This window comes from Brenneria goodwinii, assembly GCF_002291445.1.
Taxonomy (GTDB): domain Bacteria; phylum Pseudomonadota; class Gammaproteobacteria; order Enterobacterales; family Enterobacteriaceae; genus Brenneria; species Brenneria goodwinii.
Window position 1 is genome coordinate 3634382 of sequence record NZ_CP014137.1, and the last position, 20309, is coordinate 3654690.

General features: G+C 55.9%; 18 protein-coding genes. 4 read left to right on the forward strand and 14 right to left on the reverse strand.

Going from position 1 to position 20309, the window contains the following annotated elements; translation table 11 throughout:
- Window positions 1–45: 45 nt before the first annotated feature.
- From ACN28R_RS16155 to ACN28R_RS16165, 3 genes are all read right to left on the reverse strand, one after another.
- Window positions 46–1701 carry an ABC transporter permease gene (locus ACN28R_RS16155; RefSeq protein ID WP_095834938.1) on the reverse strand — a complete coding sequence of 552 codons (1656 nt, stop codon included), beginning with the start codon at window positions 1699–1701 and terminating at the stop codon, window positions 46–48.
- Window positions 1702–2108: 407 nt separating this feature from the next.
- Entirely contained in the window at window positions 2109–3089 is a 981-nt protein-coding gene (locus ACN28R_RS16160; RefSeq protein WP_095834939.1) for an ABC transporter substrate-binding protein, read from the reverse strand.
- Window positions 3090–3107: 18 nt separating this feature from the next.
- Complete coding sequence (locus ACN28R_RS16165) at window positions 3108–3800, reverse strand: ABC transporter ATP-binding protein (protein WP_048636363.1); 693 nt, start codon at window positions 3798–3800, stop codon at window positions 3108–3110.
- A 450-nt stretch (window positions 3801–4250) separates the two neighbouring features.
- Here ACN28R_RS16165 and ACN28R_RS16170 point away from each other — a divergent pair, with 450 nt between their 5' ends.
- Both ACN28R_RS16170 and ACN28R_RS16175 read left to right on the forward strand, forming a co-directional pair.
- On the forward strand, window positions 4251–4547 hold the full coding sequence (locus ACN28R_RS16170; RefSeq protein ID WP_236840149.1) for a polymorphic toxin type 44 domain-containing protein: 297 nt from the start codon (window positions 4251–4253) through the stop codon (window positions 4545–4547).
- A 73-nt stretch (window positions 4548–4620) separates the two neighbouring features.
- Window positions 4621–5064, forward strand: a complete 444-nt coding sequence (locus tag ACN28R_RS16175; RefSeq protein ID WP_048636364.1) for a hypothetical protein — start codon at window positions 4621–4623, stop codon at window positions 5062–5064.
- 93 nt (window positions 5065–5157) lie between these two features.
- On the opposite strand, the gene ACN28R_RS16180 is transcribed toward ACN28R_RS16175, so the two are convergent.
- Genes ACN28R_RS16180 through ACN28R_RS16200 form a run of 5 tightly spaced genes read right to left on the reverse strand, consistent with a single transcriptional unit; the run spans window position 5158 to window position 10479 of the window.
- Window positions 5158–5715, reverse strand: a complete 558-nt coding sequence (locus ACN28R_RS16180) for a histidine phosphatase family protein (protein ID WP_095834940.1) — start codon at window positions 5713–5715, stop codon at window positions 5158–5160.
- Window positions 5715–6770, reverse strand: a complete 1056-nt coding sequence (locus tag ACN28R_RS16185) for an MBL fold metallo-hydrolase (protein WP_095834941.1) — start codon at window positions 6768–6770, stop codon at window positions 5715–5717. The genes ACN28R_RS16180 and ACN28R_RS16185 overlap by 1 nt, the downstream gene beginning before the upstream one ends.
- On the reverse strand, window positions 6767–7798 hold the full coding sequence (locus ACN28R_RS16190) for an ABC transporter ATP-binding protein (protein ID WP_095834942.1): 1032 nt from the start codon (window positions 7796–7798) through the stop codon (window positions 6767–6769). Before ACN28R_RS16190 ends, ACN28R_RS16185 begins: the two co-directional genes overlap by 4 nt.
- Window positions 7786–9498: an ABC transporter permease gene (locus tag ACN28R_RS16195; RefSeq protein ID WP_095834943.1), complete on the reverse strand. Its 1713-nt coding sequence runs from the start codon at window positions 9496–9498 to the stop codon at window positions 7786–7788. The genes ACN28R_RS16190 and ACN28R_RS16195 overlap by 13 nt, the downstream gene beginning before the upstream one ends.
- A 3-nt stretch (window positions 9499–9501) precedes the next feature.
- Window positions 9502–10479 (reverse strand): ABC transporter substrate-binding protein, encoded by a 978-nt coding sequence (locus ACN28R_RS16200; RefSeq protein ID WP_095834944.1) that lies wholly within the window; start codon window positions 10477–10479, stop codon window positions 9502–9504.
- A gap of 135 nt (window positions 10480–10614) precedes the next feature.
- Between ACN28R_RS16200 and ACN28R_RS16205 the strand changes: the two genes are divergently transcribed.
- A complete protein-coding gene (locus tag ACN28R_RS16205) occupies window positions 10615–11385 on the forward strand; it encodes a DeoR/GlpR family DNA-binding transcription regulator (RefSeq protein WP_095834945.1) in 771 nt (256 codons plus the stop codon).
- A 21-nt stretch (window positions 11386–11406) separates the two neighbouring features.
- Here ACN28R_RS16205 and ACN28R_RS16210 read toward each other — a convergent pair whose 3' ends face one another.
- Genes ACN28R_RS16210 through ACN28R_RS16225 form a run of 4 tightly spaced genes read right to left on the reverse strand, consistent with a single transcriptional unit; the run spans window position 11407 to window position 15446 of the window.
- Window positions 11407–12480: an ABC transporter ATP-binding protein gene (locus tag ACN28R_RS16210; protein WP_095834946.1), complete on the reverse strand. Its 1074-nt coding sequence runs from the start codon at window positions 12478–12480 to the stop codon at window positions 11407–11409.
- 2 nt (window positions 12481–12482) lie between these two features.
- Window positions 12483–13370: a carbohydrate ABC transporter permease gene (locus tag ACN28R_RS16215; RefSeq protein WP_095834947.1), complete on the reverse strand. Its 888-nt coding sequence runs from the start codon at window positions 13368–13370 to the stop codon at window positions 12483–12485.
- A complete protein-coding gene (locus tag ACN28R_RS16220) occupies window positions 13370–14251 on the reverse strand; it encodes a carbohydrate ABC transporter permease (RefSeq protein ID WP_048636372.1) in 882 nt (293 codons plus the stop codon). The genes ACN28R_RS16215 and ACN28R_RS16220 overlap by 1 nt, the downstream gene beginning before the upstream one ends.
- 1 nt (window position 14252) lies before the next feature.
- A complete protein-coding gene (locus tag ACN28R_RS16225; protein WP_183096827.1) occupies window positions 14253–15446 on the reverse strand; it encodes an ABC transporter substrate-binding protein in 1194 nt (397 codons plus the stop codon).
- Between the two features lie 462 nt (window positions 15447–15908).
- On the opposite strand from ACN28R_RS16225, the gene ACN28R_RS16230 reads away from it, so the two are divergent.
- Entirely contained in the window at window positions 15909–18110 is a 2202-nt protein-coding gene (locus tag ACN28R_RS16230) for a glycoside hydrolase family 3 C-terminal domain-containing protein (RefSeq protein ID WP_095834948.1), read from the forward strand.
- A 54-nt stretch (window positions 18111–18164) separates the two neighbouring features.
- Here the strand turns inward: ACN28R_RS16230 and ACN28R_RS16235 are convergent, their stop codons facing one another.
- Together ACN28R_RS16235 and ACN28R_RS16240 are read right to left on the reverse strand one after the other, a co-directional pair.
- Window positions 18165–19481 (reverse strand): glycoside hydrolase family 68 protein, encoded by a 1317-nt coding sequence (locus ACN28R_RS16235; RefSeq protein ID WP_236840150.1) that lies wholly within the window; start codon window positions 19479–19481, stop codon window positions 18165–18167.
- A 282-nt stretch (window positions 19482–19763) separates the two neighbouring features.
- Window positions 19764–20102, reverse strand: a complete 339-nt coding sequence (locus ACN28R_RS16240) for a phage holin, lambda family (protein ID WP_048636375.1) — start codon at window positions 20100–20102, stop codon at window positions 19764–19766.
- Between the last annotated feature and the right edge of the window lie 207 nt (window positions 20103–20309).

Genomic DNA, 20309 nt, shown 5'->3' on the forward strand with positions numbered 1-20309 from the left:
GTCTGTTTTCATTGGCTCGGCGTCTGATTATCCGAATGCAGACTATTATTGCATTCTCCGCTGAGATAACTTCAAGGCCAGTAACATCACCGTCAGGCTGATGATAACGGCAACGCTGGCCATCGCCATGCCAGCGCCGACCGAGCCTTGCTCAAACTGCCGCCAGACAAAAATAGAGACCGTTTGCACCCCCGCCGGCGATAGCAAAAGAGAGGTGACCAGTTCACGAGACGCAACGGCAAACACCAGCATCATTGCCGCCAGCAGGCTGGGGAACACCAACGGCAGAACGATCAGCCGCAATGCCGCCATCACGCTGGCGCCGTGCACGCGGGCGGCGGACTCCAGATTAGCGCCAATCTGCGCCAGCGCGGCGTTACTGTAACGGACAGGATAAGGCAGCAACAGGCAACTGTAGGCCAGCAGCAAAATCCCCCAGGTATTGTAAGGCGTCACCGGCCAAAAACTCTGGTTCCAGGCCAGAATCAACCCGACGCCGATCACGATCCCCGGCACCGCGGCGGGCAACAACGACAAACCATCAATCAGCGCCGCGCCGCGAATACGTTTCGCCACCACCAGCCATGACGACATAAAGCCGATGCCTCCCGTCAGTAGCGCGCTGCCCAATGCCAGCGACAGACTGGTCGTCAACGCAGACAAGGCTTCGTTCTGCGTATCAAACAGCATCGCGAAATGCCGCCAGGTTAAATTCTGCCAGGATATGCTGCTGGAGATGGTGGCGGAAAACGCGGTGACCAACATTGATGCGATCGGGATCCCGACCGCCAATAGTCCGACGCAGCTAAACAGCGCCAGCACCGGCCAACGCCAGATCCCCAAAGGGCAGGCGACGATCGCGGCCGGTTTGCCCGTCGTAGTTTCCACGTTACGCCCCGCAACAATGGCGCGCTGCAGGGTAAACGCGCAAAGCGCGATCGCGACCAACAACAAAGACAACACGGCGGAGCCGGGCAAGTCGATAGGCCAGTCCGCTAAACGCTGCTCGATATTGGTGGTCAATACCTGAATACCCGCCCGCAACCCCAGCGCTTGCGGGATTCCGTACTCTTCTATCGCCAGGGTAAAGGCCAACAGCAGGCTAGCCGCCGTAGCGGGCAGCGCCAACGGCAACGTCACCCGGACAAACGCCTGCCAGCCGTTGGCGCCATGAACGCGCGCCACATCCGCCAAACGGCTGCCGCTGGCGGCCATGCTGCGGGAAACCGCAAAATAGACCACCGGGAAAATATTCAGCGTCATCACGCCGATCATGCCGGGCAATGAAAATAGCGCATCGCCCGGTTGTAGCGGCAATAGCTGTTCGGCGTAACCCCGGGGCTGCAGGGCCAGCATCCATGACAACCCGGCGATATACGGCGGAACCAGGAACGGCACCAAAAACAGCAGATCCCAAAATCTCGCCAGCGGTAAGGCAAATAATCCGCGCAAGGCGCCGAGAGGAATGGCGATTAACGCACAACACAAGGCGACCCCGAGTCCAAGCCACAGCGTATTCTTCAACAGCGCGAACAGGCGCGCCTGCGCCAGAATCTCGGCGAAGGCGGTAAAAGGCGCCGAAAACGAACCGGCTCCCAGATGCGGAAAAATCGCCTGTAGCACAACGAACAATACGGGGATGCCGACCAGAATAAAGAGTACCGCCATCACGAACGACGGCAGTAAAGCAAACTTGTTCATCGAATACTCCTCAAGCTGATGACAAAGTTCGAAATATTGCCATTAAGACCCCCACCCAGCCTCCCCCTTGTCAGCTGTCTCTTAGTCACAATTATTTCCCGATAACGGTATATGTGGGTTCAGTGCTATTTCGTGCGCGAAAAGAGCGTTTTTTCATGCCGCGTCGTAGCACGCGCCCGACGCAGGGGGCTCATCCTAAGCCTGCAATCTCCTCAGCATAATTTCTTACGCCGGGTAACGGCAAAACCCTCCATGCCCCCCCGCATTTGTGTATAAGAGACCGCCCTGTCAGAGGGAGGCGCTAACCCATTAAAAAACAGCGGGTTTTCTCCCTCCCCTGCGAAGGGGAGGGTTGGGGTGGGGTTAGGTTTGTCATCAAACTCATTATCTATAATGAATAAACAGGCTTAGCGCTGACCGAATAAATCGGCAAAGCGACTCAGGACAGCGGCGCGGGAAGTCGAGGCGCTATCCCCTTCCGGCAACAATTTCAGCTGTTTAAACAAAGGACGCTTGGCATCGATATCCTCACGCGCCGGCATCAGCCAGGATTCGGACACCGCTTTCTGCCCTTCGGGAGAGAGCATATAGTTGATGAAATCTTTTGCCTGTTGCTGATTTTTGCTGCTTTTCAAAATCATCATGGGCCGCGGCGCGATCACCGTGCCGCTGGCGGGGAAGATCACTTTGATTGATTCGCCCGCGTCCATGCTGCCATATGAAACATAGTCAACCGCCCCGAAAACCGCGGCTTTGGCGCCCTGTAATACCGGCGTTAACGCCTGCGCGTTAGGACCGGCGATAATCATGCCGTTGGCTTTTAAGCGATCGAACATCGCCCAGGCCTGCTCCTGTTGAGCATTCTGCAAGCCGATAAGCAGGTCGAGCGATGCGCCCGAAAGGGCGGGATCGGGCGTGGTCACTTTATCTTTAAATTCAGGCTTGGTCAGATCGTTCCAGTCTTTCGGCTCCGGCGTACCGCTCTTGCTATTCCAGACGATACCCAACGCGGAAATGCCCTGCGCCACATAGTAAGGCGTTTTGAACTGTGCCGGCACCGTGGCCGCATTCGGGCTATCGAACTCCAGCAGCCAACCGCGCTGCTGTAGATCCGTCGCCGTATCCCAGGAAGCGGAGATCAGCACGTCCGCGCGCGGATTCGCCTGTTCGGCCTCCAGCCTGGCCATCACTTTACCGGTAGTCGCCTGAAAGACATCGACTTTCACGCCGGTCTGTTTTTCATAGCCTGCCGCCAGTTTTTTCGCCAGCGCTCCCGGCCCGGCGGTATAGAGCGTCAGCGCCTGCGCACTGCCAGCTACCGCTGCTAATGAGAGAGCAATACCCATAATTACGCCTCGTTGAGTCATCTTGAACAGTGTGTTTTTCATTGTGTTTATTCCCCGGTGTTAGAGCATGGTGATATCGGTAATCTGGCCTTGTGACATGTAGGCGACACGATGAGCCAGAGCATTTGCTTCGCCGCGATCGTGCGTGACATACACGGCGGTGGTGCCCAATTGGCGTAAAAGCGACGCCATTTCCTGACAAAGCGATTCGCGCAGATCCCGATCTAGATTGGATAACGGTTCGTCGAACAACAGGATATGCGGCTCCGCGACAATCGCGCGGGCCAACCCGACGCGCTGTTGCTGACCGCCGGATAAATCGGCGGACTTGCGATCGGCAAAACCAGCCAGGCCGACACGCGCCAGCACCTCGTCAACCCGCTGACGACATTCGGCGCGCGGCACCTTACGCATCCGCAAAGGGAAGCCGACGTTTTGCGCCACGGTCATGTGCGGCCACAGCGCATAGTCTTGAAACACCATGCCAAGATTGCGTTGTTCCGGCGGCAGAGATTGCCGATGGTCGGCGACCAGACGATCGCCGAAATGGATGGTGCCGGCGTCCGGCTGCAACAAACCGGCCAATAACTTTAATAAGGTGCTTTTACCGCAGCCGGATGGCCCCAGCAGCGCCAGGGTCGTTCCTTGCGGAACGTGCAGGCAAATTGAGTTAAGCACCGTCTGACCGGCAAAGGATTTTGATAAGCCTTCAAGCGTAATGGCCGCGGGAGAAGAGGATTCGAGAGTCGTCATCGTCCCCCCTTGTTCGGCAACAACGGACGATGCGTACTCTGATATCGATCAATATCATGGTCTGGCGGAGCGCCTGGCGTATGGTTTGAAAAATGGCATAAGCCGGCACCCCGCTTATCAAGCAGGGAAAAAAACATGGGGTATCCTCTTTGGGACTCTATATCGGAGCGGAAATTTTAGGCAGTAAATAAGTCGGTTTAATGACAGGCGGGAAATCCCGGCAGGTAACATGCGGCATTTAACGCAGCGGCCAGCTTTTGTAGGTAATGGCGGATGGCAAGAGCGTCAGTGGAAAACCGGAAAATCAGTATTCGTCTTGTCTGTCAGATATTTTCAGTCAGTAATAAAGTGAGAATGTTCTTAATATCCATTTTTCATCTGGTTTATTCCTTTTTCTTTGCTAAAAATGTTCGACGCACAAGGAATGCTTAGCCCTAAATGGAGAAAATAATGGCAGTTATTCCCCTTATGCCTTCAGGCGGTTTCCCTCTTCTGCATCAAAACATGAGAGAAGCCCGCAGAAATGGAATGCCGCGTGGTATGGCAACACCGCAAACGTATTACTGGTTTTACCAGCGAGTTCGCAACGGCGGACCATGGGATTACAAACAGCAAGATCGCGCGTGGGCCAACTTTGGCAATTTTAATTACGGCGCTAGCGGAACTGCCGCAGGGATTCCGCCCAATATATTGTTTATGGGAGCAGGCTGGGCGCAAAGTCGGGCAGGAACGTCACAGCCGGCGTGAGGACTCTGGTATCAAAAGCCGCCTTATGGAGATGATCCCCGCGATCAATTTTGGATTCAACAAGGGATAGACTATGCAAATAAGCACGGCTATTAAATGGGGACACCGGTTACTCACCGCCGCGCTATTGGCTACCGTCGTCGTATTCTGCATTAGTCAGTATATGTCGTCAGGTTCTTATAATGATCGGCTTTACAGTAAAAAGTCGCTTAGCGACAACATCTGGCTTTATGTCACCCAATACCAGGACGCCGGTGCGACGGATTCTGATGTATATCGCTATTATCTCTATCACCGTATTGACGGTGACCCAATGAAAGCCCTGGGCAATGCGGCGCCATTTCTGACGGCGGATCGCGGCGATGCTTCTGTATCCGGCATGGGAAACCGTATTACGGTCAGGCTGACAGGCAAAATCTATTCATTCAGCAATTCAGCGTCTTTCTATGATGGGAAAATAGCGGTAATGCCGACGATTGATATTGATGCAAAAGGGATAAACGCCTGGAGAGAATAGTGACCTGCCGGCCAGAAGTATGAGTATGGCTGGCGCCGCAGAATCCCAACACCCGACGCCAACTCTCCATCACGGTAAACGTTAAATAACGCCTTAATTACCATCCCGTTGATCCAACGGAATGATCGTCCAGTCGCCGGGAGAATGGCCGGGCATGATCCACATCGGCACCGCGTTGCCGATACGCGGCCCGTAAGGCGAGCCGGTGGCTAGCGTATTCAGTACGCGAAACACGCCGGAATGGGCGACGACCAACGGGGTGTCGTATTGTTGCAGCAGTTGATTAAGCGCGCCGGTAATGCGCGCGCAGAAGTCGTCCCAGGATTCGCCGCCGGGCGGCGTCTGTTCATAAGGCGGCTGTTCCGCGTAGGGCCGGAGCTCCAGATCGCCCCAATCCCGTTCGCGCAGATCGGGAACGATCAGTTTGGGTAATCCGGGAAGCGCCAGCGCCGCCGTTTGCCGGGCGCGCAGCTTATCGCTGACGGCGATGCAGCTCCAGGTATGATTCGCCAAGTGAGGCGCCGCGTTCCGCGCCTGCTGTTCGCCGTTTTCCGTCAGCGGCACATCGGTGCGTCCGCCGATGAGCCGATCGCGGTTAAGCGGCGTTTCGCCGTGGCGCAGGAAAACAAAAGGTTTGCAGATCAAATTCATCATCCCATCCTGATAGCGGGGCTATCCATAATGTCGCAAGCCAACGCCCGCCGCCAATCCGCCGTGGCGCCAATCGGCGTAAACAACGGCGCCAGACGGCGGCATTCCAGCATCGCGGCCAGCTGTTGCAGACAGTGCCGCGTGGGGTGGACGTTCCAGCGGCAGAAATCGATCTCGCCCGCCTGCCGCTGCCGTTGGGCATGCTGATTGAGGTGTCCGGTGAACAGCACGCGGTGGCCGAAACCGGGCCGGGCGCGCAGCGCGCCGGCGGCGCCGCTCTGTCCATCCGGATCGCCCGCCAGCAGTACAGGTATTGCCGATGAGAAAGGCGGCAATGTCTGAGCCAGCCGTTTTAGCTCATCCTGTACGCCGGGTTGCAAACTCCCGTCGTCAAACTCCGCCATCCGTTCCAGCATCGCCCGGCAGGGATCATCCAGCGTAAAGCCGTCGGCATTCCGGCGCGCCAGCAGCAAAGCCATCTCCACCGCGCGGCCGGAAGGCGGCACCGGACACAGCGTAGGCCGAACCAGCTGCGCCAGTATCGTTTCCCGCTGCTGATGCTGGGCGGCGTCATACAGGCCATAGGAAGCATCCACCAGCGCGGTCTGCGCCGCGGGTGGGCGATCAAAACGGAACAGCGCCGACTCCAGACTGACGTCGCCGCTGTAAAACAGTCCGCCGGGCAGATCCAGATGAAACCAGACGCCGCCGTAGGCATGGCCGCAACTGCCGGTGGTGACGGTCAATGCGCCAAGACGGAACTGCCCGCGCACCGGGATCCGATGCACATTCATCCCTACGGGCAGCGACTGAGCCGTGATATCGGTGCAATAGATTGGCGTCTGCAGCGGCAAGCGCATCAGGCCGCCGATGTGATCCTCATGATCGTGACTCAGTAACACCGCATCAAGATCGTCGGGTATCGGCCAGGGTTCGGTGCCGGGCTCCAGTTCGCCGCCCGCGTCAAGCAAAATGCGCTGCGACGGCGTGGTCACCAGTATGGCCGCCGGCGCCTTGCCGTGCAGACCGCTGAGAATATTGATATCGACGCTCATGCCGCCTCCAGCCGCCAGCCTTGATGCAGGCGTACCGCGACCGATTGCCGCTCATTCACCGGGGAATGATGATAGGCGGTGAGCGGCTGGCCGTCGCTCAGCCGCAGTTGCAGCAGATAGCGTTCCCCCTGATAGATGCAGCTCTCTACCAATGCGGCGACGCCGCTGGCGGCAATTTCCACATGTTCGGGACGAATCAGGATCGGCCGGTGTGGATAGGTCGCCGCCGGCTGTTCCAACCCATGATGCAGTTGAACGCCGTCCAATCGAGCCGCATTATCGGCCACCGGCAGCGTTAATATGCTGCCCTTGCCGATAAAGCGCGCGACCCAGGCATTCTGCGGATATTGATACAACTGCTGAGGAGACCCCCACTGCATCAGTTCCCCCTGATGCATCACCGCGATATGGCTGGCCAGCGCCATCGCCTCCGCCTGATCGTGGGTGACGTAGACAAAGGTCGCGCCGGTGCGCCGATGAAAATCGCGGAAGGTCTGTTCCATGGTGGCGCGCAGATGCCGGTCCAGATTGGCTAAGGGTTCATCCAGCAGCATCACCTGCGGTTCAGACACCAGACAGCGGGCCAGCGCGACGCGCTGACGCTGCCCGCCGCTGAGATCTTGCGGGGAGCGGTCGGCGCAGGCGGCGAGTTCAACCGCGTCCAGCGCTTCCATAATGCGTTTTTGCCGGGCGGCGCCATTCACCTTCTTCAGCTTCAGCGGATAACCCACATTCTCCGCCACCGTCATATGCGGCCACAGCGCATAGGATTGGAACACCATCCCCATATTGCGCTCTTCGGGGGGAAGATGGCGCTGCCGATCGGCCAGGATCTTATCGCCCAACGACAGCCGTCCCTGGCTCAGTTGTTCCAGCCCGGCCATCATGCGCAAGGTCGTGGTTTTACCGCAGCCGCTGGGCCCCAGCAACGCGGTGAAAGCGCCCTCGGGAATGGTTAAGCTCAGATCGCGCACCACGGCCTGCTCGCCGAACCATTTACTCACCTGTTCCAGTTTCAGCTCTGCCATGGGATAACTCCTTTGGGAAGATAGCGGCCCAAACCGCTTAGCAGTAACATGACCAACGCGACCAGCACCACCACCATCACTGAAACCGCGGAGGCCAGCACCTTGTTGCCGCTTTCGTCCAGATTGAAAATGACCACGCCGAGCGTTTCACTGCCGGCGCTCCACAGCAGAGCCGAGACGGTCAATTCGTTGACCGCGGTCAGAAAAACCAGTAATGCGCCGGCAAAGGCCGCCGGCGCCAGCAACGGCAGGACGATATGGCGCAGCCGTTGCGAAAAGTCGGCCCCGGCCAGGCTGGCCGCCTCTTCCATCGCCGGATCCAACTGCAACATGCCGCTATGAACCGGCTTGAGGCACACCGTGAGAAAGCGCGCCAGATACGCCAGAAAAATGATCGCCAGCGTGCCGTACAGCGTGATATCCACGATGGGAAGCGGCCGCGCGAACAGCAGAATAAACGCAATCGCCAGCACCACGCCGGGCAAGGTGTAAGGAATATCGATCGCGTTATGCAACCAGCGCAGCGGGCGGCTGGGGTAACGCACCAGCAGATAGGCGAGCGGCAGGCTCAGAATCATCAAAACAACGGCGGCTGAAACGGATAACAGCATACTGTTGGTCAGGGCGCGCCAGGTGGCGCTCTGCTCTTCCAGCATGGTGCCATAGGCGGCGAAAGTCAGCGTCTCTGCGTTCAGCGGCACGCCCAACGTCGGCACCAGCGAGGTGGCGATTAACGCCAACAGGGGCGCCGCCAGGATCATAAACAGCACGCTGCCCAGTATCAGCTCCGTCGGCCAACGCCAGGCGCCAAGCCGGAAAGCCAGCGCGCGGCCGGCCATACCGATAAGCGGCAACGCATGACGCTGCTGTAATCGCCCCTGTAATATCACGATCCCTACCGCCAGTATGCCCATCAGTACCGACAGCGCCGCAACCTGATTGATCATGGAAGGGCCGAAGCCGGCCATCGTCTGGTAAATCTGCGTTGGCAGCACAAAGTAGGAAATGGGAATGCCCAGCATGGCGGGAATACCGAAGTTGCCCAACGCCGAGACGAAAGCGATGGCCCCGCCCGCCCACAGCGCGGTACGGCACAGCGGCAGGACGATATCGCAGAACACCCGCCACAGGGACGCGCCGTTGAGGCGCGCGGCTTCGATTTGCTCCTTGGGCAGGCAGAGCAACTGGGTGCGCAGCGCCAGAAACACCAGCGGCGCATGCTGGATGCCCAGCAACAGAGCGATGCCTTCGGCGGAATAAAGCGGATTGGGGCTGCCAAACGTCGGCGCCATGCCCAGACTGTTCAGCAGAATGCTGCTGGGGCCAAGCAGTTGCAGCCAGCTTAGCGCCGTGACCTGCGGCGGGATCATCATCGGCAGCATAAACAAAAATATCCAGAGCTTTTTAGCGCGAATATCGGTCAGCGCCAGGCAGAAAGCAAACAGGCTGCCCAGCAGCACAGAGAGTAAGGTTCCCATGCCGCTGGTATATAAACTGTTGTACAGCGCAACCCAGGTGGACTGGCTGGACAGCACCCGCCACAGGCTGCTGTTCCCCCCCAGATGCCAGTCGAACAGCGCCGAGATTAACAAGCGCAGGCTAGGCAGCAGGCTAAGTAGCGTAACCAGCCCCAGTAACAACCAAAGCAACCCTCTGGGAGGGTTGCCGCTGGAAGGATAGCGCATCGTAAGACTACTCATGACTTAGTGGCTTCCGAACAGTTGGCTAAAGCGTTGTTTGTTCTGCTCGGCTTCGGCCAACGCTTTGCCGGCATCGAATGCCATCAGTTTGATCTGGTCGCGCGGAGGGAAACCTTCCGGTACGGGCAGATCGGCGCGTGCCGGCAGATAGCCCTGTTTCAGCACCAGTTGCTGCCCCTGCTCCGACAGTACGAAGTCGATAAAGGCTTTGGCGGCTTCGGAGTTTTTGGCTTTCTTCATCATCGCGACCGGTTCGGTCACAATGCTTACGCCCTCCTGCGGGAACAGAAACTCAATCGGCGCGCCTTTGGCTTTTTCACGGATCGCCATGAAATCCACCAGTACGCCGTAGGCTTTGCTGCCGGATGAGATAGCGCTCAGCACCGCGCCATTACCGCCCTGGGGCATGGCGCCATTCTCTTTCAGCTTCTGGTAATAGTCCCAGCCAAGCTGCGGATCATTCGTCAGCGTCGCCAGATGAATAAGCGCGGCGCCGGAATACAGCGGGCTGGGCATGGTAGTCATGTTTTTCAGCTCAGGTTTGAGCAGATCCTGCCATGAAGCGGGCTTGACCGGCGCCTGACGATGATAGGCGATTCCGGTGGTGATGAGCTTGGTGCCGTAGTAATAGCCCTCGGCATCATAGAGCGAGGGATCGTAGCGGGTCGCTTCCGGCGATTTGTACGGCGCCAGCAGATCCTGCTGCCTGAGCGACTCCATCGTCACGCTGTCGGAGATCAGCAGCACATCCGGGGCAGCGCCGCCGGCGGCCAGTTCGGCCTGCAGGCGCGCGGTGAGTTTGGTGGTTCCGTCGCGGATCCAGTTCACTTTGATATCCCGATGCGCCTGCTCAAAGGCGTTGACGGTCATCTGGGCATCTTCATTGGGTTGGCTGGTGTAAAGCATCAGTGTGGTTTTCGCAACTGCGGAAGCGCTAAGCATCGCCAGCATCAACGCGGCAAACGTCATTTTCTTATACATGTCGGCTATCCCCTGGTTTTCGTTGTGATGATTAAAACAGGGATATCTGACAAAAATATGACCAGCCAATTTCGTAGTAATAACTTAATACTTTCGATGTAGTATTCCGCAGGGTATCAGTACAGGGAGAGAAAAATGACACCGGAAGCACGCCGCCGCGCGATTACCATGATGGTAACCGAACAGGGAGCGCAAAGTATTGAGCAGTTGGCCGAACATTTCGGCGTATCGCTACAGACCGTGCGCAGCGATGTGCGGGAACTGACCGAACGGGGTCTGCTGCTGCGTCGGCACGGTCTGGTGGCGCCTTTCGCCCGGGAGAATATCGGCTATCAGCAGCGGGAAATCGTCAATGTCGCGGGTAAACGCTGGATTGGGGAACAGGTCGCCGCGCTGCTTGGCGAATATCAAAGCTGTTTTCTGGGAACGGGCACCACCGTTGAGATGGCGGCTCGCGCCCTGCCTGCCGATATCCGGTTGACCGTGTTCACCAATAACCTGCATGCGGCGGCAACGCTCAGCCAGTTGCCCGACTGCGACTTGACCGTGGCCGGCGGACAGGTGCGTAAACGGGATCTGGATATCATCGGCGGCGATGCGTTGGCGTTTTTCAGCCGCTATCGGGTGGCGATAGGCGTGGTGTCGGTGGGGGGAATGGGAGAAGCGGGAGAGCTTTACGACTTCAATGATGACGAGGTCATGGCGCGCCATGCGTTGCTGGCCGGCGCCGCGATAAAGGTGCTGGTGGTAGACGGCACCAAATTTGGCCGCTCAGCCCTTTGCCAAAACGGCGGTATTGCCGATTTTCACTACGTGGTCAGCGATCGGCCGCCCTCCAGACAGCAGCGTGATGTTTTGCAGAACACATCAACGCGCTGGCTGTGCCGGGAAAAAGTTGAAGTATGACGGGGTATCGCGGGTAAAAACCTATAGGCGATGCCCGCTTTGCCGATCGAAAACGGCGACGCTCCGTGATTCAAACCATAAGGTAATCACGTCATCCGGCTGCGCCTCATGGCTGCGGAATGCCAGCGTGAAATCCTTGCCCCGGCACCACGCCAGCGTGTCTGCGCCCATGGGTTCAATCAGTTCGACGGTCAAATTGGGCAAACAGCCGTCCGTACCCGGCTTGGACAAAAGCATCTCCGGGCGGATCCCTAGTATCAACGGCTGATTTTCTTGCGGCATCTGCTGGAATGCATAATTTTCGAGTGAAATAAGCCGGGAGCCGCAGGCGAAAGCGGCATGGCCGCCGCTTTGGGTAAAGCGGCCTGATAGGAAATTCATCTTCGGCGATCCGACGAATCCGGCGACAAACAGATTAGCCGGGCGGTGATATATTTCAGCCGGCGTGCCGATTTGTTGAATAACCTGATCTTTCATTACCGCGATGCGATCGGCGAGCGTCAGCGCTTCTATCTGGTCATGGGTGACATAAATCATCGTCGTCCCCAGCTGTTTATGCAGCCGTTTGATCTCCAGCCGCAGCTCATTACGAAGTTGGGCATCAAGGTTGGAGAGCGGCTCGTCGAACAGGTATACATTGGCATGGCGGACCAGCGCCCGGCCGATCGCCACGCGCTGGCGTTGCCCGCCGGAAAGTTGTTCCGGCCGGCGATCGAGCAGATCGGTAATTTGCAATGTCGCGGCGGCTTCGGCTACCCGCGCCACGATCTCTTTACGCGCCACCTTCGCCAGTTCCAGACCGAGCGACATGTTCTGCCTGACGGTCATGCGCGGATAGAGCGCGTAAGACTGAAATACCATGGCGATGTTGCGATCGCGAGGCTCTTCCCAGGTGACATTGCGATCGCCAATCCAGACTTCGCCGGACTTAACATCGGTCAGGCCGGCGGTGGCATTAAGCAACGTGGATTTGCCGCATCCCGAAGGACCGAGCAGCACCAGGAATTCGCCGTCGTTAATCTCCAGGCTCAGATCGCGGATGATATCCTGTGAACCATAGGTAATCGTCAGATTTTTGAAAGAGAGCGATGCCATGTTTATCCTTTTACCGAGCCGGAAGCGATGCCGCGAACCAACCAACGGCCGCAAACCAGATAGAGAAGCAACGGCACCAGCGCGGTTAATAACGTGGCCGCCATATTCACGTTGTACGCCTGCCCGCCTTCCGCGCTATTGACGATGTTATTAAGCTGCACGGTCATGGGGTAGTTGTCTCGCCCGGCGAATGTTAAGCCAAACAAAAAGTCATTCCAGATCCCGGTCGCCTGCAGCAGCGTAGCCACCACCAGCATGGGCGTCGACATGGGTAGAATAATCCGCCGGTAAATGGTCACGATCCCGCCGCCGTCGACCCGCGCGGCATTGAATAGCTCCACCGGCAGTGAAGCATAAAAATTACGGAATAGAAGCGTGACGATAGGTAAGCCAAAGATGATATGCACGATCACGACGCTGGCGATCGAGTTATAAATGCCGCTGTAGGAAAAGACCCTGACCAGGGGATATAAAAATACCTGATACGGGATAAAGGCGCCGGCAAGCAGTATCGCGAAAAAAAGCTCCGACCAGCGATAACGCCAGAAGGTCAGCGTATAGCCGATCCAGGAGCCGGCCAGCACCGAGAAAAACACCGATGGCACCAGTATTTTTATCGAATTGATAAAACCGCCCTGTATGCCGTTGCAGGTCAAACCGGTACATGCGCTCGACCAGGCGGCATGCCAGGCGTCGAAAGAGGGCCGCAGCGGCGGCGCCAGCAGGCTGCCCGGCCTGATTTCATCCAGCGGTTTCAACGAGGTGTTGATCATCACCAACACCGGCAACAGAAAAAACAGCGCCGAAATACCTAAAAACAGATAGATGCCAAGGCGCGCCGTTGAACGCTTTCTCGGCCGGCCGGCGTAAATAGGGAAACGGGTAGTCATTATCGTTTTCTTTTGAAGGTGCGCAGATAGATCCATGGCGAGAGAACCACGATCGCCATAAGCAGCAGCATGGTCGCGGCCGCCATCGCCCTGCCGACATTGGCGCGCTCGAACAGGTTATCCATAATAAAGGTCGCCGGCACGTCGGTGGCGCCGCCGGGCCCGCCGTGGGTCATGGTTACCACCAGGTCATACAATTTAAACGTGGCCACCACCAGTAAAACCAGCGCGGTCGCCACCATCGGCTGAATCAGCGGCAGCACGATCCGGGTGTAGTAACGCCATTTGGGAATACCGTCGACCCGCGCCGCTTTCCACAGATCTTCATTGATTCCGCGGATGCCCGCCAGGAGTATCACCATCACCAATCCGGCGGATTGCCATACGCCGGCAAGGGCGATGGCATAGATGGCTCTGTCGGACTGCACCAGCCAGTCAAAGCGAAAATCGCCAAACCCCAGGTCACGGACTATTTGCTGAATACCGAAGTCCGGGTTAAACAGCCACTGCCATATCACGCCGGTCACCACGAACGACAAGGCGTGCGGTAATAGAAAAATGGCGCGCAGCGTACTCTCCGCGCGTACCTGTTGGTCGATAAAGACCGCAAGTAAAAATCCCAGCACCAGACAGCCGATAATGTATACGGCGCCAAACATCGCCAGATGGATAACCGATTGATAAAAATGGTCGTTGGCGAACAGACGCCGGTATTGCAGCAGGCCGACGAAATCATCCGTCGGCAGCAGCCGTGAATTGGTCATCGACAGGCGTACGGTCCAGAGTATCGAGCCGATATAAGCGACAAGCACCACGATGAGCATCGGCGATAACGCCAGCGCCAGGGAAAACTGTTTCCGCCATGTCCGCCGCCGATCCATATTATTCTTCCTGCGCGATGATATCGGCAAACTGGGAGATAAAACGTTCGGCATCAATATTTCGATTCCAGAAACGGCTCACGTTGTCTTGCAGATCACCCAGCGTTTGCGGCGACAATAATACCGGTACGCCGCCCAGCAGATTTTCCGGGTTTTGCAGCACGGCATGCGCCTTCTGCGCGCAGATATCCAGCGATGACACATCAGCATCGGCGCGCGGCGGCAATGAGCCTTTTTGCGCGGCAAACGCGACCTGATTAGCCGGATCGAAAGCCACATTGATCAAACGCTGCTGGGCCGCCTGTTGCGCTTTATCGGCAGTGCGCGGAAAGATAAAAACATCGCCGCTGAAAATGAATTCCGAACCAAGCAGATTGCATTCAAAATCTTTACCCACCTGTTTACCGGCGGCGAAGAATTCGCCTTTGGCGAAGTCGGCCATAATCTCCATGGCGGCCTTTTTATGGATAATCAGGGCTGTGGTATCGCTCCAACTGCGGCCGGGACTGCCGGCGTCCACCAATTCATGCAGGGAGTCAAATAACGCTACGACGCGGGCGAATGCTTCACCTTTAATGGCGTCAATATCATGTTCTATATATATTTTCCGATAAAGATCGGCGCCGCCATAACTCGACAACACCGCATTAAATAAATTCTGCTCATATATTGGCACGCCTGCGACAGCCAAAGGGATAACGCCGCGTTTTTTAAATTCCCGGCCGACTTCAACTAATTCAGACCAATTTTTTGGTATGCTTAATCCTGCTTCCTGAAATAACTCATTATTTGTCCACAGCCAATTTTGGCCGTGAAGTCCAACGGGAACGGCATAAATTTTATCATCACGACTAATTGACTGATAAACCGGTTTATAAAGGACTTTCTTCCAATATTCCTTGTCCACAACGCTCTGCAAATCCGTCAGGAGATCGGCGTCGATTAAATCATCAAATCGGCGCCCGATAGAAAATTGCATCGCCATCGGCGGATTGCCGCCCACGATGCGATTGATCCCAAGCGTCCTGGCGTTGCTGCCGCCGGCAATGGCGGTATCGACCCAATGCCCTCCGGCTTGATTATACGCTTCCGCATAGACCCGCACCGCGGCTGATTCGCTCGATGAAGTCCAACCGTGAATGACTTCCTCGTTCGATTGCGCGCAAACACCGCGCGCGACCAATAAAAGGGACACGGCCAATACCGTTAAAACGGTTTTATTTATTTCGCTTATCATTATATTAAGTTTCTATGAACGACGTTAATCCTCTGGAATTGCAATCCTAGCATAGCGAATAGAAATCAAAATTCATATTTAGCATTAGGTTATATAATATAAGCAATAAGAGACTCGATATGATGGATAAAAAACAATGATATATTAAAAATTGTAGCGTTTGTTTCAATTCAAGAAATAACGTCAAAAAGTTAAGATCCAAGCGTTAAGTTTCATACTCTAAATAATTCGAGTCGCAGGACAAAACGCATGGCGTTTTGAACAGCGCTTGCGCTGGCCCCGAAGGGGCGACGCCACAGGCTGGGTCACGCGGCAAGGGAAGGACCGAGTCATGCAGCCAACACACATGCGACTTGAAGTATGACGAGTATATTTAATTTCGAATATATATCATCGACTGATGACAATTAGGAAACAGGCATGACCCACCCCACCCCGTTCAGCGCAATAAATAACGATCCTCCGTCACCGCTTCCAGCATATAAGAATCCTGCCTTGCCGGCGGAACAGCGAGTACAGGATCTGCTGGCCCGGATGACGCCGGAGGAAAAAGCGACCCTGCTCAGCGGCAGCGGCTGGATGGAAAGCGCCGCCATCCAACGTCTGGGCATTCCCGCCATCAAGATGGTTGACGGGCCGGTGGGAGTACGAGCCTGGACGGGCAGCTCGGCGGAAACCAATCGTCCCGACGCCGATGCCGTGAAAATATTATCGACCGCCTTTCCGGTCGGAATAGCATTGGCCGCAACCTGGAATACCGCCCTGGCTGAACGTCAGGGACAGGCCATCGCCCGACAGGTAAAAACGCTGGGGCGTAACATGCTGCTGGCGCCGACGGTCAATATCAGCCGTCTGCCCTTGTGGGGGCGTAACTTTGAAGGCTATGGCGAAGACCCCTATTTGGCCGGCCGGATGGGGGTGGGCTATATTCGCGGCGTTCAGGGTGAAGGCGTGATCGCGTCGGTCAAACATCTGGCAGTCAATAATCAGGAGTTTCAGCGCCGCCGCGTCAATGTCACGGTGGATGAACGCGCGCTGCATGAGATCTATCTGCCCGCCTTCAAAGCCGCCGTTCAGGAGGCCGGCGTCTGGAGCGTGATGTCGGCCTATAACAAGGTCAATGGCGCGCATGCTTCCGAAAATAAACCCTTGCTGCATGATATTTTACGCCGCCAGTGGGGATTTCGCGGGTTTGTCATTTCCGACTGGGGAAGCACGTACTCCACCCTGGCGCCGCTGAACGCGGGCCTTGATTTGGAAATGCCCGGTGGCGCCGCCCGGCAACGGTTTCTTGATAGTCCGCGGGCCGAAGCCGAATATGCCAGAGGCGGCTGGCTCACCGCCGAGCGGGTGCTGGCGGAGATTAAGGCGGGAAGACTATCTCAGGATCAGGTGGACGATCATGCCGGCAACATTTTAAGAGCGATATTTTTAAGCGGATTATTTGATCATCAGCCTGCCGGCGGCGGCGAGTTGGATACGCCGGTTCAACAGGCGCTGGCGCGTCAAATCGCGACCGAAAGCATGGTATTGCTGAAAAATGAGCGAGGAATATTGCCGCTGGATCCCGATCGCATCAAAACGATTGCCGTCATTGGGCCCAACGCCGGCGTAGCCCGTACCGGAGGCGGCGGCAGTTCGCTGGTGAAGCCGAAAACGGCGATCGCGCCGTTTGATGCCATCCGGCAACGCGCCGGCGCCGACGTCAACGTGCGCTATGCGCTGGGCGTGTCCATGGCTGGCGAGGATCCGCGTGAAGATAATACGCTGGCTCGGGCGCGGCAGTTGAAGAACGCGACAGACCTGGCCGCGAATGCTGATGTGGCGATAGTGGTGGTTGGCCGCTATCCCAAACTGGAGGGAGAGGGTTTTGATATAAGCGCGATGGATTTGCCCCCGGGTCAGGACACGCTGATTCAGGCGGTCGCCGGCGTCAATCCGAATACTATTGTGGTGTTGAATACCGGCAGTCCGGTGACGGTAAGCCGATGGTTACCGGACATATCCGGCCTGGTGAACATGTGGTACGGCGGACAGGCGGGCGGCGAGGCATTGGCTTCGATTCTGTTCGGCGATGCCAATCCATCGGGAAAGCTACCGCTGACCTTTCCGGTAAGTTGGGAAGACTCGCCGGCCTATGGCAATTATCCCGGAGAGAACTTGCAGGTGAACTATGCGGAAGGGATCTATGTCGGCTACCGCTATTTCGATAAAAATAACCTGCAACCGCAATTCCCCTTCGGCTTCGGCCTTTCCTATACCACTTTCGAGTACAGTGAATTAGCCGTTGCAACCGTCAATAAAGGAAAGCAGATCGCCAACGTCACGTTGCAGGTCCGCAATACCGGTTCCCGCGCCGGGGCGGAAGTTGTCCAACTCTATGTGCATGATAGTCATTCCCGCATCGAACGGCCGCTGCGCGAATTAAAAGGGTTCAGTCGTGTTGAGTTACAGCCAGGAGAAGCGAAAACGGTCAGTTTTTGGCTTGAATTGAGCGCGCTTGCCTATTACAGCACCGAGCAAGCGGATTGGGTGGCGGAACCAGGGCAATTTAGTCTACAGATAGGTTCCTCGTCGCGGGATATCAGGCTTGAGGCTGCGCTGGAACTGAAATCGTCATAGGTGGGATTGAGATATAGATAGGAAAAGGAGCCACCGCAGTGGCTCCGGGAAAGGTTATTGCACCTCAACGTCAATCATTGGGGGAATATAACCATAGTCAAACTCTTCAACCACGAAAGTCTGCGCGCCTTTCAGCTTGATCTGTACCGTCGGGGCTTCGGTGCCGCCGATACGGTAGCTATCATCATCGTCATCATCACCCGTTGGTACGGAATCGATGAAGGATGTCACCAGCCCGTTAGGCATAACGTAGTGTGAGTAGGTCTGGAAAGGCTGGTAAGAGGGGTTGCCCAGCACCAAACCAGAACCATTCAGCGGCACATAAGGCCCGAACAGATCTTCACTGACAAAACCGTACACGCCGTCAGGCCCGGTCAGACCGTCGCCATAGGTGTATTTGTGGCTGATGGTGAACAGGTAGTATTTTCCATCCTGGAAAACAAAGTGCGGACGCTCCGTCTGATCGTTAACGCCGACGGCGGTAATCAGCGGCGGCAGCATTTCCCAATCATCGCCATCTTCATCCCGACATACCGCGATACCGACGCAACCGGTCTGGTAACGGGAATTGCCGACATCTTCATAGCCCGGAGGCACATCCCCAATCTCATCAGGGCCGACCACATGGGAACCGCGTTCACCGGCAACGTTGCCTTCAAACAGCATATACAGCTTGTGGCTTTTCGGATCGCGGAACGGGCAAGGATCGCGGAAGCCCCAGTAAGGGTTCTGGCTTTCGGTCTGATACATTTTCCCATCCGCTTCAAACAGGCTTTTAACCTTATTGAAGCCGACCATTTCCACCGCATTTTCCGTGGTCACCACGCGACCGCGCACTTTTACGATCGTTGCGCCGGGCGTCACCGCGGTGTAATACAGATCGATTTCACCGCTGTCGTTCAGCAGAATCGGCGTACCCGCCCATTCACGCGTCGTCGGCGATACGCCGTCGGCCATCACGCGGCCGCCCATAATCCAGTCCTTACCGGTGCGCGAGTACCAGAAGTACATTTTCGCCCGACCGTGACGGTCGTTCCAGTCGCTGGCGATATCGTAATTCCCGTTTTCATCCTGGTACTGCGGATCGGTTGGGTTGCGGGAAGCCGTCAACGTGAAGATAACCGACCAGCCGTTAACCGAGGCGATGTTGCCATCAAGATCGCGCAGCGGCATGGTATCCCAGATGAACACTTCATCGCTCATTACCGGGAAATCGCCGCTGACCAGCGGTTGGGTGGTGGTCGGATCGTCTTCCGTGACTTTCAGCGCATCGGCCCGCGACCAAATAGAGGGTTTATACGGCTTCGTGCTTTTCAGGGAAGACTTTTTATTTTTATTAAACGCATTTTTATTTTGATTAAATGTATTCATAATATTTCTCTCTTTATAAAAAAATAAAAGCAGCCCAGAACATTAAACTTAATCTCCTGGTCACTGCTTGCTTTATAACGGATGGTTTTTACATAATGACAGGCGCAGAAACGCCTTTCCGTTAATATAACGGAAAAGATTCATTATGGAATTCAACAAAAAAACGACTCTATTTCATACAGGTTTCATCAGATAAACAATTTCTTACACCTCCTTTATAAAAACAGATAAAACATCGCAATAAGAAAATAACTCATCAAGTAGCACCATTACCTGATGAGTTTATTTCTTGTTTTTTTTCTCGTTTTCAAAACGGTCATTTAGAAATCTCAATATCCCGCGACGAATATGCTCAACGCCGATGAAGCCAATCATCCCACCCAGCGCCGGCGTTAACGTTTTAGGCAGTGAGAAATACTCCAGCGACGAAACCGCCGTCAGCGTCAACGCCCCGCACAGCGCGCCTTCCAGCAGCATGCGCTGCCAGCCGCCGCCGGTATAGGCAACACGGAGTATCGCGATAAAAATAGATAGCAGCACCCCTCCGGTAGGGACATCGCCGCGCCACCAGGCATGTATTAATTCATAAATACCCGCCCAACTGAAGATATTGATTTGCATATTTACCCTTCTGAAAAATTGATCAAGCCGATAAGAATTTTCTTATAAAAGCCGCCAGTCAAAAATAAGACATAAAAAAGCCCCGGTTTTATCCGGGGCTAAAATAAAAAAAGCCTGCTGAATGCAGGCTTTATAATTCGTTTTGTTTTGCGATGGGTTAATCAGTACATCTCCATCATGGGAATTAATTTAGCCAATTTTGGACAA